Genomic DNA, 14326 nt, shown 5'->3' on the forward strand with positions numbered 1-14326 from the left:
GCGAAGCCGCGTACGCGTGCTGCCAAGGCCACAGTGCCACAAATGTCGCTGGATCTGTTCGGCGAAATTGCGGCCGATCTGATCTGCGGTGTCGACGAAGTGGGCCGTGGCCCGCTCGCGGGGCCGGTAGTCACGGCGGCGGTCATTCTCGATCCGTCGCGTCCCATCAAAGGGCTCGCCGATTCGAAGAAGCTGACGGCGAAACGCCGCGAAGCGCTCTATGAAGAGATTATCGAGCGCTCGCTGGCGTATTACATCGCCGAAGCAAGTGTCGCCGAGATCGATTCGCTCAATATCCTGCACGCGACCATGCTGGCCATGCAGCGCGCCGTGATTGGCTTGCCGCGCGTGCCGTCGCTGGCGCTGATCGACGGGAATCGCTGCCCGGTGTTGCCCATGCGTGCCGAAGCCATCGTCAAGGGCGATGACAAGGTGCCGGCCATTTCCGCCGCGTCGATCCTTGCGAAGGTGACGCGCGATCGTCAACTGGTTGAACTGCACGAGGCGTTCCCGCAGTATGGCTTCGACGAGCACGCGGGATACGGCACGCCGCGCCATCTGGAAGCTTTGCGCACGCACGGGCCGAGCCCGCATCACCGCCAATCGTTTGCGCCGGTGCGTGAAGCGTTCGAGAAATTCGGCATGCTCACGATTTCCTGCGTGGCCCGAACGTCATGAAACTGATCAGCTCCAAAGACAACCCGTTTTACAAGCGACTGAAGCAGCTCGCACAGTCGAACCAGCAACGCCGCAAGCTCGGGCAGACGCTGCTCGAAGGCGTGCATCTGGCCGATGCGTATCTCGATGCGCTGGGTCAGCCGCTCGTTTGCGTGGCAGCGGAAGAGGCGCTCGATAACGACGAAGTCGCCGCCATCTGGGCGCGCGTCGAGCCCGATCGCCGGGTCAGCCTGCCGCATGCACTGTTCGAGCCGCTCTCGACGCTGGTCAACGGCGTGCCGCTGCTGTTCGTGGTGGAGATGCCGAATGGTCACCTGCCGGCGTCACAGACGGCAGACTGCGTGATTCTCGATGCGGTACAGGATGCCGGCAACGTCGGGTCGATTCTGCGCAGCGCGGCAGCCGCAGGGGTGCGAGACGTGTATTGCATGTCGGGCACCGCGTTGGCGTGGTCGAGCAAGGTGCTGCGAGCCGGCATGGGCGCGCATTTTTCGCTGAATATCGTCGAACACTGCACGCCGGATTCACTGGCACCGCGACTGGCGGTGCCGTTGCTGGCGACAAGCTTGCAGGCGAAGACTTCGCTGTATCAGGAGGATTTGCGCCAGCCGGTCGCGTGGATCTTCGGTAACGAAGGGGCGGGCGTGTCGCCGCACTGGCTGGAGCGTGTGCAGACGCCCGTGCGGATTCCGCAGCCGGGCGGCATGGAGTCGCTCAACGTGGCCGCGTGCGCCGCGATCTGTCTGTTCGAGGCGGTGCGTCAGCGGCTGGGTTGAGCTGGGTTGGCTATCAATACACGTCGCGTTCGAGCTTGATTTCCTGAAGAATCGTCGTGGCGATTTCTTCGATCGACTTGTGGGTCGACGACAGCCACTTGATGCCTTCGCGGCGCATCATGGCTTCCGCTTCGTTGACTTCGTAACGGCAATTCTCCAGCGAGGCGTACTTGCTGCCCGGGCGGCGTTCGTTACGAATTTCCGACAGGCGGATCGGGTCGATCGACAGGCCGAAAATCTTGTCTTTGAACTGATCGAGCGTGGAGGGCAGCTTCTCGCGCTCGAAATCGTCCGGAATCAGCGGGTAGTTGGCCGCTTTCACCCCGTACTGCATGGCGAGATACAGCGTCGTCGGCGTCTTGCCGCTGCGCGAAACCCCCACCAGAATCACATCCGCGCTCTTCAGGTTCTTGTTCGACTGGCCATCGTCGTGCGCCAGCGAGAAATTCACCGCTTCGATCCGGTTCTTGTACGCCTCGCTGTCCGCGTTCTGGTGCACGCGGCCGATGGCGTGCATCGACTTGAGGCCTAGTTCAAGCTCGAGTGGCTCGATGAACGTCTGGAACATATCGAGAATCACGCCCTGCGTGTTACGCAGGATCTCGTTCGCCCGTGCATCGACGAGCGTACTGAAAATAATCGGGCGGACATTGTCGACCCGATACATTTCATTGATCCGTTGCGCCGTTTCATAGGCTTTATCGACGGAATCCACGAACGGAACGCGAATCTGACGAAAACGCATCTCGAATTGCGCGAGGATCGAATGCGCGAAGGTTTCCGCCGTGATGCCCGTGCCGTCGGACACGATAAAGACCGGGCGCACGCTCACGGGTTTGACCGCTGCGGCAGACGTATCGGCAGCATCGGCGGGGCTTACGGGGGAATTCGGGGGAGTAGAGGCTTCGCTCATGCGCAGAATCGCAAAATGGTGCATTGCACGGTAGAATAGCGGCAACTTGTTGGATAAGCAATTGCGCGAGCGTCGCGCGAGTTCCTGTCAGAGGCCCGCCCGGTGCGGCGCTCCGGGAAATTCGGACGGTCGAGGCAAGTTGTCGGGAGCTAGCCCCTGGCCGCCGACATCGCCACAGCGCGATTTCTTATCCAACAGGTCAGTCGGCCCATGTCAGTCCCAGCCGATTCGCCGAGAATTTTTTTTCTTACCTTAGGGGCTTTTATGACTAACGCAGCACACGACGGCGCCTACGTGGTGCCGTTTGAGCATCTGCGCATGACCGACGTTGAGTCGGTCGGCGGCAAGAATGCATCGCTTGGTGAAATGATCAGCCAACTGGCCGGCGCCGGCGTGCGCGTGCCGGGTGGTTTCGCCACGACCGCTTTTGCTTTCCGCGAGTTCCTCCAACACAACAATCTCACCGAACGCGTTGCCAAGCGTCTCGAGGGTCTGGACGTCGATAACGTCAAGGCACTCGCAGAAGCCGGTGCCGACATCCGTCAATGGATCGTCGACGCACCGCTGCAACCGCAACTCGAAAAAGACATCCGCGAGCAGTTCGCGCGCATCACGGCCGACCAGCCGGACGCGTCGTTTGCCGTGCGTTCGTCGGCGACGGCAGAAGATTTGCCCGATGCTTCGTTCGCCGGTCAGCAAGAAAGCTACCTGAACGTGGTCGGCATCGACAGCGTGCTCGATCGCATGAAGCACGTTTTCGCGTCGCTCTATAACGACCGCGCTATCTCGTACCGCGTGCACAAGGGCTTCACGCACGCCGAGGTCGCACTGTCGGCCGGCGTGCAGCGCATGGTCCGCTCGGACACCGGCGCATCGGGCGTGATGTTCACCATCGATACCGAATCGGGCTTCCAGGACGTGGTGTTCATCACGTCGAGCTACGGTCTGGGCGAGACGGTGGTGCAGGGCGCCGTGAACCCGGACGAATTCTACGTCTTCAAGCCGACGCTCAAAGCCGGCAAGTACCCGATCATTCGCCGCACGCTGGGCTCAAAGCTTCTGAAGATGGAATTCACGCAGCCGGGCGAACCGGGCCGTGTGAAGACCATCGACGTGCCGATGGAACTGCGCAACCGTTACTCGATCACCGACGACGATTGCGTCGAGTTGGCCAAGTACGCGCTAATCATCGAAAAGCACTACGGCCGTCCGATGGACATCGAGTGGGGCAAGGACGGCAAGGATGGCAAGATCTACATCCTGCAAGCACGCCCGGAAACGGTGAAGAGCCAGTCGGCCGGCAAGATCGAACAACGCTTCAAGCTCAAGGGCGATGCGCCGGTGCTGGCCACGGGCCGCGCTATCGGTCAGAAGATCGGCGCCGGTCCCGTGCGCGTGATCATGGACCCGAGCGAGATGGAACGTGTGCAGCCGGGCGACGTGCTCGTGGCCGACATGACCGACCCGAACTGGGAGCCGGTGATGAAGCGTGCTTCGGCCATCGTGACGAATCGCGGCGGCCGTACCTGCCACGCGGCCATCATCGCGCGTGAGCTGGGTGTGCCGGCCGTGGTCGGTTGCGGCGACGCCACCGACGTGCTCAAGGAAGGCGCACTGGTGACGGTGTCGTGTGCCGAGGGCGACGAAGGCAAGATTTACGACGGTCTGCTCGAGACCGAAGTGACCGAGATCCAGCGCGGCGAAATGCCGAAGATCCCGGTGAAGATCATGATGAACGTGGGCAACCCGCAACTGGCTTTCGACTTCGCGCAACTGCCGAACGAAGGCGTGGGTCTGGCGCGTCTGGAATTCATCATCAACAACAACATCGGCGTGCACCCGCGCGCGATTCTCGAGTACCCGAACATCGACGCGGACCTGAAGAAGGCGGTCGAGTCGGTGGCTCGCGGTCATGCGTCGCCGAAGGCGTTCTACGTCGACAAGCTGGCCGAAGGGATTGCCACCATCGCGGCGGCGTTCTACCCGAAGAGCGTGATTGTGCGTCTGTCGGACTTCAAGTCCAACGAGTACAAGAAGCTGGTCGGCGGTTCGCGTTACGAGCCGGATGAAGAAAACCCGATGCTGGGTTTCCGTGGCGCCTCGCGCTACATCTCGGAAGACTTCGCCGAAGCGTTCGCCATGGAGTGCCGTGCACTCAAGCGCGTGCGTGACGACATGGGTCTGACGAACGTCGAAATCATGGTGCCGTTCGTGCGTACGCTGGGTCAGGCCGAGCGCGTGGTCAACATGCTCGCAGGCCATGGCCTGAAGCGTGGCGAGAACGGTCTGAAGCTGGTGATGATGTGCGAAGTGCCGTCGAACGCCATTCTGGCCGACGAGTTCCTCGAGTACTTCGACGGCTTCTCGATCGGCTCGAACGACCTGACGCAGCTCACGCTGGGTCTGGACCGCGACTCGGGTATGGAGTTGCTGGCCAAGGACTTCGACGAACGCGATCCGGCGGTGACCTTCATGCTGAGCCGTGCCATCAAGGCATGTCTGGCGAAGGGCAAGTACGTCGGTATTTGCGGTCAGGGCCCGTCGGACCATCCGGATCTGGCCGAATGGCTGGCGAAGGAAGGCATTGCCTCCATGTCGCTCAACCCGGATACGGTGGTTGAGACGTGGCAGCAACTCGCTAAGGTGCTGAAGTGAGGTAACGGCGTCGGCGTTGTTTGGGAAGCGTCCGGTCCACGTGCCGGACGTCGCCCAAATGGCTGAAAGCCCCATGGGACGCGTGCGCTGATCGCCACGGTTTCATGCTATAAACCCCGGTAATACACCGGGGTTTTTTGTTTTCTGGGGATCGCAATGGAGCAGGCTTGGCTGTGGTTCGGCGTCGCCGGATTGACTGTAGTGCTGGAGCTTGCCAGCGGCACGTTCTATTTGCTGATGGTTGCGCTGGGCATGTTTGCGGGCGGTGTGGCGGCGTTGTTGGGCGTCAGTTGGCCGGGGCAATTGGTGGTGGCCGCGGTGGTGGCTGCCGTGGCGGTCTGGCTGTTGCGGCGAAGCAAGTTCGGGCGTCGTCGCATCAAGGTCGACGTGACGGCCGATCCGAATGCCAATCTGGATATCGGCGAGCGTTTGCATGTCGAAGTATGGCAGGCCGACGGCAGCGCGCGCACCAAGTACCGGGGCGCAGAGTGGGATGTCGAGTTGCTGCCGGGTGAGGCACCGAGTGCCGGTTGGTTCGTGATTCGCGAAGTGCGCGGCAGCCGGTTGTTCGTGGTGCACGAAGTCGGCTAGACCTGCATAGGAAAAGTCACTGATCTACTGGCGCGCCGGGCAAACGCGTTGCAGTGGCCGTTACGATATACGCCCCGTGTTTTTACGCAACGGGGAACTAGCCGGCAGTATTCGCCGGCGCTTCAGGGGAAACCATGTTCGCTCTATCCAACGTCGCGTTCATTCTGTTCATCATTGCGATCATCATCGCGGCGCGCTCGATCAAGATTGTGCCCCAGCAGCACGCATGGGTGGTTGAGCGTCTCGGCAAGTATCACGCCACGCTCACACCGGGTTTGTCGATCGTCGTGCCGTTCGTCGATCGTGTGGCTTACAAGCATCTGCTCAAGGAAATTCCGCTCGATGTGCCGAGCCAGATCTGTATCACCAAGGACAACACGCAGTTGCAGGTCGACGGCATTCTGTACTTTCAGGTCACGGACCCAATGAAGGCGTCGTACGGGTCGAGCAACTTCATCGTGGCGATCACGCAGTTGGCACAGACGACGTTGCGTAGCGTGATCGGCAAGCTGGAGCTCGACAAGACGTTCGAAGAGCGCGGATACATCAATCACAGCGTGGTCAATGCGCTGGATGAAGCCGCGTCGAACTGGGGCGTGAAGGTGCTGCGTTACGAGATCAAGGACCTCACGCCGCCGAAGGAAATTCTGCACGCCATGCAAGCGCAGATCACGGCTGAGCGTGAAAAGCGCGCGTTGATTGCTGCGTCGGAAGGTAAGCGTCAGGAACAGATCAACCTTGCATCCGGCGCGCGCGAAGCAGCGATCCAGAAGTCGGAAGGTGAGCGTCAGGCGCAGATCAATCAGGCACAGGGTGAAGCGTCGGCGATTCTCGCGGTGGCGGAAGCCAATGCCGAGGCCATTCACAAGATTGCGACGGCTATTCAGACGCAGGGCGGTATGGAAGCCGTCAACCTGAAGGTGGCCGAGCAGTATGTCGACGCGTTCAGCAAGCTCGCCAAGGCGGGCAACACGCTGATCGTGCCGGGCAATCTGACGGACATGAGCGGCATGATCGCGTCGGCACTCAAGATCGTGCGTGGCACGGAGGGCGGTTCGGGTGGCGGCGCAGGCGGTGGCGGCGCGGGTGCTGGCGGTACTGGTGGTGCCGGTGGCTCGGGCGGCGTGGCGGGCTTTGGTGGCTCCAGCGTCCGTCGCTGATCGGTAGCGTTCGCCACAATCGGTTGAAAAGCAAAACGGCCCCTAGGGGCCGTTTTTCTATGGTGCCGCGTTGGCGACATTTGCGGGTGCCGAAAGGGAGCGGCAAGGGCGCTGCACTTGCTGTCGCAGGCGGCCTCGCGAACGTCGTCAGTCCGCCGCCGGCGTCGGTGTGCGCATCAAGCGGGCTTTCTCGCGATCCCAGTCGCGTTGCTTTTCGGTTTCGCGCTTGTCGTGCTGCTTCTTGCCCTTGCCCAGTCCGATCTCGCATTTCACGAGACCTTTGCTGTAGTGGAAGTTCAGGGGCACGAGCGTGTAGCCGCGCTGCTCGACCTTGCCGATCAGCTTCTTGATTTCGTCGGCCTTGAGCAGGAGCTTGCGCGTGCGGACCGGGTCGGGCTTGATGTGCGTCGAAGCCGTCTGTAACGGGCTGATATTTGCGCCGATCAGAAAGATTTCACCGTGTTTGACGACGACGTAGCCTTCCTTGATCTGCGCCCGCCCGGCGCGAATCGCCTTGACTTCCCATCCTTCGAGCACGATCCCGGCTTCGTATCGCTCCTCGATGAAGTAGTCGAAGAAGGCTTTCTTGTTGTCAATGATGCTCATGGATCCTTGGCGGGTAACTTGGTCGGACCCGGTGAGTCGGGCTCGGGTAAAATGCTGATTTTAACAAAGAGTCTCGGCAAGGGGCGGCCCACGACGCAGGCGTGTCGATTCTCGATCGATACGCGCTCGCGCAAACGCACGCCTTGCCCGACAGACGATGGCCGAAGTCAGCAAAACCGTTCTCGTGCATTTCTCTGCTGAGCAAATGTACGATCTGGTGACCAATGTCGCCGATTACCCCAAATTTCTGCCTTGGTGCGGTGGTGTCGATATTCGGCACCAGGACGAGCACAGCATGGAGGCGTCGCTGCTCATCGACTTCAAGGGCCTGAAGCACTCGTTCGCGACGCGCAATATTCAGGAGCGTCCGCACTCCATCCAGATGACCTTTGTCGAAGGGCCTTTCAAGCGTTTCCATGGCACGTGGAAGTTCACGCCGCTGCGCGAGAACGCCTGCAAGATCGAATTCGGTCTGCACTACGAGTTTGCGAATTTTCTGCTCGAAAAGGTCATCGGTCCCGTGTTTAGCCATATTGCGAATACGTTCGTCGACGCCTTCGTCAAGCGCGCGGAGGCGGTTTATGTCCGCTGAGCTTGCCGTCGAAGTTTGCTACGCGCTGCCCAACACGCAGGCCATTGTCGCGCTCACGCTGCCGCAAGGCGCGACCGTGGCCGATGCCATCGAGCGCAGCGGTCTGCTGAAACAATTCCCCGAACTGGATCTGGCTCGCATGAAAGCGGGCGTGTTCGGCAAGGTGCGGGCGCTCGATGCGGCCGTAGAAGCGGGCGATCGCGTGGAAATCTACCGTCCGCTCAAGGCGGATCCGAAACTGGCCCGCCAGCGTCGCGTCGACAAGGTTCGCAACGAAGGCAGCCGGGAGGGCCAGAAGTGGCTCGGCAGCCGTCGCGGCAGCTGATCACAGTCGCTGTGGCCGCGCGCGAGGGCGGCCGGCTTCACGAGGGCGATCGGCTCGGATACTTAGAAAATCTAGAGAATTCAACGCGGTCAGTGTGCGGAGCCACGCGCATGCAGCCGCACCGAGGCGCTTACCCCGGCCAGTAGCAGCACGACGGCGGCCACTTCCAGCAGGCGCGGCAACCGGTGTTCGTAGATGAACCCGTAGACCAGCGCAAACAGCGTTTCAAACACGATCATCTGACCTGACAGCGTCAGCGGCAGGCGCCGGCTGGCAGCATTCCAGAACGCGTTGCCGATGGTCGATGCGCCGACGGCCACGGCAATGTTCACCAGAATGAACATCTGCCAGTCGCGCGGCACATCGGCCGCCACCGGATGCGGCAGCAAGACGGCCGGCACTGCCAAGACGAGGGCGAGTACGCCCGTCGCGACCCCCGTCAGCAGCGACCATTCCTGACTCGTAAAGTGGCCGAAGCGTGCCAGATAGCGCGCATTCGCGACCGCATACCAAGTCCAGCTCACCAACGCCCCGACGGCGCAGAGAATGCCCAGCAGCGTCAGCCGCCAGTCGCCACCGTTAGCCGTGGCGTGCGCAAAGACATCCACATTGATGCAGACGATCCCGGCGGCCACCAGCGCCAGCGGCCCAGCCAGCCGCGACAGGGGCAGGGCGCCGTGGTCCCGGCTGCCGACCAGCGTCACCGTCACAGGCAGCACGCCGACGATCAGCGACGCGGGCGCAATGCCGGCCATCTGGACGGCGCCGGCGAGAAAGAGGTAATAAATCAGATTCCCGACCAGACTCAGCCGGAAAAGCGCACGCCAGTCATTGCCTGTGACCGAATGTCGCAGGCGCGACCAAAGCGGGGCGAGCAGCAGGGCGGACACGAGGCCGTAGAGCACGTAGCGCGCGGCGGACAATTCCAGCGGCGAAAAGCCGGGAAGCAGACGTGGGGCGAGAAATACCAGTCCCCAGAGGGCGCCTGCTGCCAGTCCGAAAGAAATGCCTTGGCCCATGAAGTTCGCGCCTGTTGTCCGTAGAAGAGTGAAGGGTGACGGGGGAGTTAGCCGGTGAGGCTGACGGGCCGGTCATGGCGATGGCCAGTGCCATCCGGGAGGGCGCAAGAATAGCATGGGCTCAGCGGGCGTTAATTGTGGAATCCGGCACCCGGACCGCTTGAGAAATTGATCGGGGAAAAAGCCCCTTGACATATGGGGTAGACGTGCCATCGATCGCGCGATTTCTGTATAATTCGGTTTTGCGCCTATAGGATTTGCCATGCGTCTGATCCAAAAAGCACTCACTTTCGATGACGTGCTCCTCGTCCCGGCCCACTCGGTCGTTCTCCCGCGCGACACCAGCCTGAAAACCAAGCTCACGCGCAACATCACTTTGAATATGCCGTTGCTGTCGGCCGCCATGGATACGGTGACCGAAGCTCGCCTGGCGATTGCCATGGCCCAGCAGGGCGGTATCGGCATTATTCACAAGAACCTGAAGCCGGCCGAGCAGGCGCGCGAAGTCGCCAAGGTCAAGCGTTTCGAGTCTGGCGTGGTGCGCGACCCGATCACGATTCCGCCGCACATGAAGGTGCGCGACGTGATTGCGCTGTCGAACCAGCATGGCATTTCCGGTTTCCCGGTGGTCGAAGGCGCGCAACTGATCGGTATCGTTACCAACCGCGACTTGCGTTTCGAGAAGCGTCTGGACGAGCCGGTGCGCGCGATCATGACGCCGAAGGACAAGCTGATCACGGTGCCTGAAGGCGCCTCGCCGGCCGACGCCGAGCATCTGATGCACAGCCACCGCCTTGAGCGCGTGCTGGTCGTGAACGATGCGTTCGAGCTGCGCGGCCTGATGACCGTCAAGGACATTACGAAGGCGACCGAGCACCCGCTCGCGAACAAGGACGAACACGGCAAGCTGCGCGTTGGCGCGGCGGTCGGCGTGGGCCCGGACAACGAAGAGCGCGTCGAACTGCTGGTAGCCGCCGGCGTTGACGTCATCGTGGTCGACACGGCACACGGCCACAGCCAAGGCGTGCTGGATCGCGTGCAGTGGGTCAAGAAGCATTTCCCGCAAATCGAAGTCGTCGGCGGCAACATCGCCACGGCGAGCGCCGCACTGGCGCTGGTCGAACACGGCGCCGATGCGGTCAAGGTCGGTATCGGCCCGGGTTCGATCTGCACGACGCGTATCGTGGCAGGCGTTGGCGTGCCGCAGATCACGGCGATTGCCAATGTGGCCAAGGCATTGAAGGACACTGGCGTGCCGCTGATCGCGGACGGTGGTATCCGTTACTCGGGTGACATCGCTAAGGCGCTGGCCGCGGGCGCACACACCGTGATGATGGGCAGCATGTTCTCGGGCACGGAAGAAGCCCCGGGCGAAGTGTTCCTGTATCAGGGCCGTTCGTACAAGAGCTACCGCGGCATGGGTTCGGTGGGCGCGATGAAGGATGGCGCAGCCGACCGTTACTTCCAGGACCCGGCCAACAACGCCGACAAGCTCGTGCCGGAAGGCATCGAAGGCCGAGTGGCGTATAAGGGTAGTGTGCTGGCGATCATTCACCAGCTGACTGGCGGTATTCGCTCGTCCATGGGCTATCTGGGTTGCCCGTCGATCGAAGACCTGCACAACCGTGCCGAGTTTGTGGAAATCACGTCTGCCGGCATGCGCGAGTCGCATGTTCACGATGTTCAGATCATGAAGGAAGCCCCCAACTACCACGTGGAGTAATTGCCCATGAAGGCCATGTTGCGTACGGTACTGTTCCTCGATGCGGCGTTGAATCTGGCACTCGGTGTGCTGTTGATTGCGTCGTTCTGGTCCTCGCTGTATGCAGCCATCGAGGTGCCTGCGCCATCGCCTGTGCTTTATGCGCAGGCGTTGGGGGTGGCATTCATCGGTGTGGCCTGGCTGCAATGGCACGCCACCGTGAATGGCCAGTTGACGTCGACCGTCGCGAAAGTGACGGGGCACATCAACTGGGTCATTGGTGCGTTCGTGCTGGGGTGGCTGATTTCCGGGCAATTGCCGGTCACGGGCGGCGGCAAGTTGTTGATGCCGGCGCTCGGCGGCGTGTTGCTCGTGATTGGCGCAATTCTCGTCAAGCTGGCCTCCAGCGTACGCACGAAAGAGCGTGTGAAGGCGGCACAGCAGTCCACTGAGCGGGTGCGTGGCGGCGTCGTGACTGACGGCGCAGGCCGGGCATCACGTGATTCACGCGACGCGCGCGACACCGTTCCGTACGACTACCCCGATGCCCGGGCCGACGAGGCCCGAGGCACGCGCGCTGAGCCGCGCATGGAGACGCCTCGCGGCGGCTCCGCACCCGCTACGCCGGTCGAGCCTGTAGGCGCCACCGGCATTGTCACGCCCGTGCCTTCCGCCACGGCGCCGACGTCCAACGAATCCACTTCATCCGTACCTCACGATGCACGACAAAATCCTCATTCTTGACTTCGGCTCGCAAGTCACCCAGCTCATTGGACGCCGCGTTCGCGAAGCGCACGTCTACTGCGAGATCCATCCGAACGACGTTTCGGACGAATTCATCCGCGAATTCAACCCGAAGGCCGTCATTCTGTCGGGCAGCCATGCGAGCACGTACGAAGATAAGGACTTGCGTGCACCGCAGGCGGTCTGGGAACTGGGCGTGCCGGTGCTGGGCATTTGCTACGGCATGTTTGCGATGACGGTGCAGTTGGGCGGACAGGTCGAGGCCAGCGATCATCGCGAGTTCGGCTATGCCGAAGTGCGTGCGCATGCGCATACGCCGTTGCTCGAAGGCATTGAGGATTTCCGTACGGCCGAAGGTCACGGCATGCTCAAGGTGTGGATGAGCCACGGCGACAAGGTGACGCAACTGCCGCCGGGCTTCGAGCTGATGGCATCGACGCCGAGCTGCCCGATTGCCGGTATCGCTGACGTGGCGCGCAACTATTACGCGGTGCAGTTCCACCCGGAAGTCACGCACACGGTGAAGGGCCGCGAGTTGCTGGAGCGCTTTGTGCTCCAGATCGCGGGTGCCAAGCCGGACTGGATCATGCGCGACCACATCGAAGAGGCTGTGAAGGCCATTCGCGAGCAAGTGGGCGACGAGGAAGTGATTCTGGGTCTGTCGGGCGGTGTCGATTCGAGCGTCGCGGCGGCGCTGATTCACCGAGCGATTGGCGATCAGCTGACGTGCGTGTTCGTTGACCACGGTCTGCTGCGTCTGAACGAAGGCCAGATGGTGATGGAAATGTTCCAGGGCCGTCTGCACGCGAAGGTGGTGCACGTGGACGCGTCGGCGCAGTTCATGGGTCACCTGAAGGGCGTGACCGATCCGGAGCAGAAGCGCAAGATCATCGGCCGCGAGTTCGTGGAAGTGTTCCAGGCCGAAGCGAAGAAGCTGAAGAATGCGAAGTGGCTGGCACAGGGCACGATCTATCCGGACGTGATCGAGTCGGGCGGTGCGAAGACGAAGAAGGCGACGACGATCAAGAGCCACCACAACGTGGGCGGCCTGCCGGAGACGCTGGGTCTGAAGCTGCTGGAACCGCTGCGCGATCTGTTCAAGGACGAAGTGCGCGAGTTGGGCGTGGCGCTGGGTCTGCCGCACGATATGGTGTATCGCCACCCGTTCCCGGGCCCGGGTCTGGGCGTTCGTATTCTGGGCGAAGTGAAGTCCGAGTATGCCGACCTGCTGCGCCGCGCCGATGCGATCTTCATCGAAGAGCTGCGCAACACGGTCGAGCCGAATAGCGGCAAGACTTGGTACGAACTGACGAGCCAGGCGTTCGCAGTGTTCCTGCCGGTGAAGAGCGTGGGCGTGATGGGCGATGGCCGCACGTATGAGTGGGTGGTGGCACTGCGCGCTGTGCAGACGCAAGACTTCATGACGGCCCACTGGGCCCACCTGCCGCACGACCTGCTTGGTAAGGTCTCGAACCGCATCATTAATGAAGTGCGTGGTTTGAACCGGGTTGTTTATGACATCTCGGGTAAGCCGCCTGCAACGATTGAGTGGGAGTAAAAATCTCCACGCAGTTAGGAGATTAGCTCGGTAGCGAATGAGAAACGGCTTGGCAATTCAATTGCCAAGCCGTTTTTTCATTCGCGCCAATCAATAGCGCTCACTGATGCTGACCCGCTCGGCAAGAAAATCCAGCAGCGCTCGCACGCGCAAGGGCAGGTGGCCACCTTGCCCCACGAACACCGAGTGAACCTCTTCCACCTCGCCCGGATTGAAGGCTTCGAGTAGCGGCACCAGTCTCCCGGCGGCGATGTCTTCTCGCACTTGAAATGCGGCGAGGCGGGCCAAGCCGAGCCCGGCGACGGCCAGACGGTGCAGCGCTTCGCCATCGCTGGCTTGTGCATTGCCAGTGACGGGGAACACAGTGTCCACACCATCAACCCGAAACGGCCACCCCGGCTGCGCCCGCACGTAATTCGCCCCGAGCAGATTGTGTTGCTGCAATTCGTCTGGCGTCGTCGGCGTCCCGCGACGCGCCAGATAACTGGGCGCACCAACAATCACCATTCGCGTCTGGCCGAGCTTGCGCGCCATGAGACTGGAACTCTTGAGCGGACCGGCACGAACCGCGACATCGGTCCTCTGCTCAAGGATGTCGATGACTTCATCGGTCAGTACGATATCCAGCGAGACATCCGGATAGCGCTCAAGAAATTCGGGCACGAGTGGCAGCAGAAAATGGTGCGCGAACGGCACGTTCGCGTTGACCCGCAGCCTGCCGCGAGGCGTGACTTGCGCACTTGCGTAACGTTCGGCTTCGTCCAGATCGGCCAGCACCTGAATGCCGCGCTCATAGAATGTGCAGCCTTCCGGCGTCAATTGAAGTTGTCGGGTGGACCGGTTGATCAATCGCGTCCCGAGACGACCCTCCAGCCGCCCCACGAGCTTGCTGACGGCAGACGGCGTCATCCCACTGGCACGCGCCGCTGCCGCGAAGCCGCCCAGTTTGATGACGCGAACGAACACTTCCAGCTCGCCGGACCGGTTGACCTCAAGACGTGCCACGA

The 14326-nt window shown here is 61.8% G+C and carries 13 protein-coding genes and 1 pseudogene; 10 read left to right on the forward strand and 4 right to left on the reverse strand.

Features of this window, described 5'->3' with window-relative positions:
- The first annotated feature begins 42 nt into the window (after positions 1-42).
- Both rnhB and PIN31009_RS18585 read left to right on the forward strand, forming a co-directional pair.
- Positions 43-678 carry a ribonuclease HII gene (rnhB, locus tag PIN31009_RS18580; protein ID WP_174996274.1) on the forward strand — a complete coding sequence of 212 codons (636 nt, stop codon included), beginning with the start codon at positions 43-45 and terminating at the stop codon, positions 676-678.
- Positions 675-1454: a TrmH family RNA methyltransferase gene (locus tag PIN31009_RS18585; RefSeq protein WP_150791233.1), complete on the forward strand. Its 780-nt coding sequence runs from the start codon at positions 675-677 to the stop codon at positions 1452-1454. The genes rnhB and PIN31009_RS18585 overlap by 4 nt, the downstream gene beginning before the upstream one ends.
- A gap of 13 nt (positions 1455-1467) precedes the next feature.
- Here the strand turns inward: PIN31009_RS18585 and ppsR are convergent, their stop codons facing one another.
- Positions 1468-2367, reverse strand: coding sequence for a posphoenolpyruvate synthetase regulatory kinase/phosphorylase PpsR (gene ppsR / locus PIN31009_RS18590; RefSeq protein WP_150791234.1), 900 nt, complete (start codon positions 2365-2367; stop codon positions 1468-1470).
- A 264-nt stretch (positions 2368-2631) separates the two neighbouring features.
- On the opposite strand from ppsR, the gene ppsA reads away from it, so the two are divergent.
- The 3 genes from ppsA (at position 2632) to PIN31009_RS18605 (ending at position 6773) form a co-directional block, all read left to right on the forward strand.
- On the forward strand, positions 2632-5022 hold the full coding sequence (gene ppsA / locus PIN31009_RS18595; RefSeq protein WP_150686531.1) for a phosphoenolpyruvate synthase: 2391 nt from the start codon (positions 2632-2634) through the stop codon (positions 5020-5022).
- 156 nt (positions 5023-5178) lie between these two features.
- Complete coding sequence (locus tag PIN31009_RS18600) at positions 5179-5613, forward strand: NfeD family protein (protein ID WP_150791235.1); 435 nt, start codon at positions 5179-5181, stop codon at positions 5611-5613.
- A gap of 134 nt (positions 5614-5747) precedes the next feature.
- On the forward strand, positions 5748-6773 hold the full coding sequence (locus tag PIN31009_RS18605) for an SPFH domain-containing protein (RefSeq protein WP_150791236.1): 1026 nt from the start codon (positions 5748-5750) through the stop codon (positions 6771-6773).
- A gap of 147 nt (positions 6774-6920) precedes the next feature.
- On the opposite strand, the pseudogene smpB reads toward PIN31009_RS18605, so the two are convergent.
- Positions 6921-7382 (reverse strand): annotated as a pseudogene (smpB, locus tag PIN31009_RS18610) (SsrA-binding protein SmpB); the annotation flags it as partial.
- Positions 7383-7536: 154 nt separating this feature from the next.
- Between smpB and PIN31009_RS18615 the strand changes: the two are divergent.
- Together PIN31009_RS18615 and PIN31009_RS18620 are read left to right on the forward strand one after the other, a co-directional pair.
- Positions 7537-7971, forward strand: coding sequence for a type II toxin-antitoxin system RatA family toxin (locus tag PIN31009_RS18615; protein WP_058378962.1), 435 nt, complete (start codon positions 7537-7539; stop codon positions 7969-7971).
- On the forward strand, positions 7961-8296 hold the full coding sequence (locus tag PIN31009_RS18620; protein WP_150791237.1) for an RnfH family protein: 336 nt from the start codon (positions 7961-7963) through the stop codon (positions 8294-8296). The genes PIN31009_RS18615 and PIN31009_RS18620 overlap by 11 nt, the downstream gene beginning before the upstream one ends.
- Positions 8297-8385: 89 nt before the next feature.
- Here PIN31009_RS18620 and PIN31009_RS18625 read toward each other — a convergent pair whose 3' ends face one another.
- A complete protein-coding gene (locus tag PIN31009_RS18625; protein WP_087689092.1) occupies positions 8386-9315 on the reverse strand; it encodes a DMT family transporter in 930 nt (309 codons plus the stop codon).
- Positions 9316-9577: 262 nt separating this feature from the next.
- On the opposite strand from PIN31009_RS18625, the gene guaB reads away from it, so the two are divergent.
- Genes guaB through guaA form a run of 3 tightly spaced genes read left to right on the forward strand, consistent with a single transcriptional unit; the run spans position 9578 to position 13319 of the window.
- Positions 9578-11038: an IMP dehydrogenase gene (guaB, locus tag PIN31009_RS18630; RefSeq protein ID WP_058378959.1), complete on the forward strand. Its 1461-nt coding sequence runs from the start codon at positions 9578-9580 to the stop codon at positions 11036-11038.
- Between the two features lie 6 nt (positions 11039-11044).
- Positions 11045-11761, forward strand: a complete 717-nt coding sequence (locus PIN31009_RS18635) for a hypothetical protein (RefSeq protein ID WP_150686535.1) — start codon at positions 11045-11047, stop codon at positions 11759-11761.
- Positions 11736-13319: a glutamine-hydrolyzing GMP synthase gene (gene guaA, locus PIN31009_RS18640; protein WP_058378957.1), complete on the forward strand. Its 1584-nt coding sequence runs from the start codon at positions 11736-11738 to the stop codon at positions 13317-13319. The genes PIN31009_RS18635 and guaA overlap by 26 nt, the downstream gene beginning before the upstream one ends.
- A 90-nt stretch (positions 13320-13409) precedes the next feature.
- On the opposite strand, the gene PIN31009_RS18645 is transcribed toward guaA, so the two are convergent.
- On the reverse strand, positions 13410-14324 hold the full coding sequence (locus tag PIN31009_RS18645) for a LysR family transcriptional regulator (RefSeq protein ID WP_150791238.1): 915 nt from the start codon (positions 14322-14324) through the stop codon (positions 13410-13412).
- Positions 14325-14326 lie beyond the last annotated feature (2 nt).

The organism is Pandoraea iniqua (genome assembly GCF_902459685.1).
GTDB classification, from domain to species: domain Bacteria; phylum Pseudomonadota; class Gammaproteobacteria; order Burkholderiales; family Burkholderiaceae; genus Pandoraea; species Pandoraea iniqua.

Bases quoted from the DNA above. Each gene is read 5' to 3' on its own strand.
- guaB (WP_058378959.1), top strand. From the start codon at position 9,578: ATGCGTCTGATCCAAAAAGCACTCACTTTCGATGACGTGCTCCTCGTC.
- PIN31009_RS18620 (WP_150791237.1), top strand. From the start codon at position 7,961: ATGTCCGCTGAGCTTGCCGTCGAAGTTTGCTACGCGCTGCCCAACACG.
- PIN31009_RS18605 (WP_150791236.1), top strand. From the start codon at position 5,748: ATGTTCGCTCTATCCAACGTCGCGTTCATTCTGTTCATCATTGCGATC.
- PIN31009_RS18600 (WP_150791235.1), top strand. From the start codon at position 5,179: ATGGAGCAGGCTTGGCTGTGGTTCGGCGTCGCCGGATTGACTGTAGTG.
- PIN31009_RS18635 (WP_150686535.1), top strand. From the start codon at position 11,045: ATGAAGGCCATGTTGCGTACGGTACTGTTCCTCGATGCGGCGTTGAAT.
- rnhB (WP_174996274.1), top strand. From the start codon at position 43: ATGTCGCTGGATCTGTTCGGCGAAATTGCGGCCGATCTGATCTGCGGT.
- ppsA (WP_150686531.1), top strand. From the start codon at position 2,632: ATGACTAACGCAGCACACGACGGCGCCTACGTGGTGCCGTTTGAGCAT.
- PIN31009_RS18625 (WP_087689092.1), bottom strand. From the start codon at position 9,315: ATGGGCCAAGGCATTTCTTTCGGACTGGCAGCAGGCGCCCTCTGGGGA.
- PIN31009_RS18585 (WP_150791233.1), top strand. From the start codon at position 675: ATGAAACTGATCAGCTCCAAAGACAACCCGTTTTACAAGCGACTGAAG.
- ppsR (WP_150791234.1), bottom strand. From the start codon at position 2,367: ATGAGCGAAGCCTCTACTCCCCCGAATTCCCCCGTAAGCCCCGCCGAT.
- PIN31009_RS18615 (WP_058378962.1), top strand. From the start codon at position 7,537: ATGGCCGAAGTCAGCAAAACCGTTCTCGTGCATTTCTCTGCTGAGCAA.
- guaA (WP_058378957.1), top strand. From the start codon at position 11,736: ATGCACGACAAAATCCTCATTCTTGACTTCGGCTCGCAAGTCACCCAG.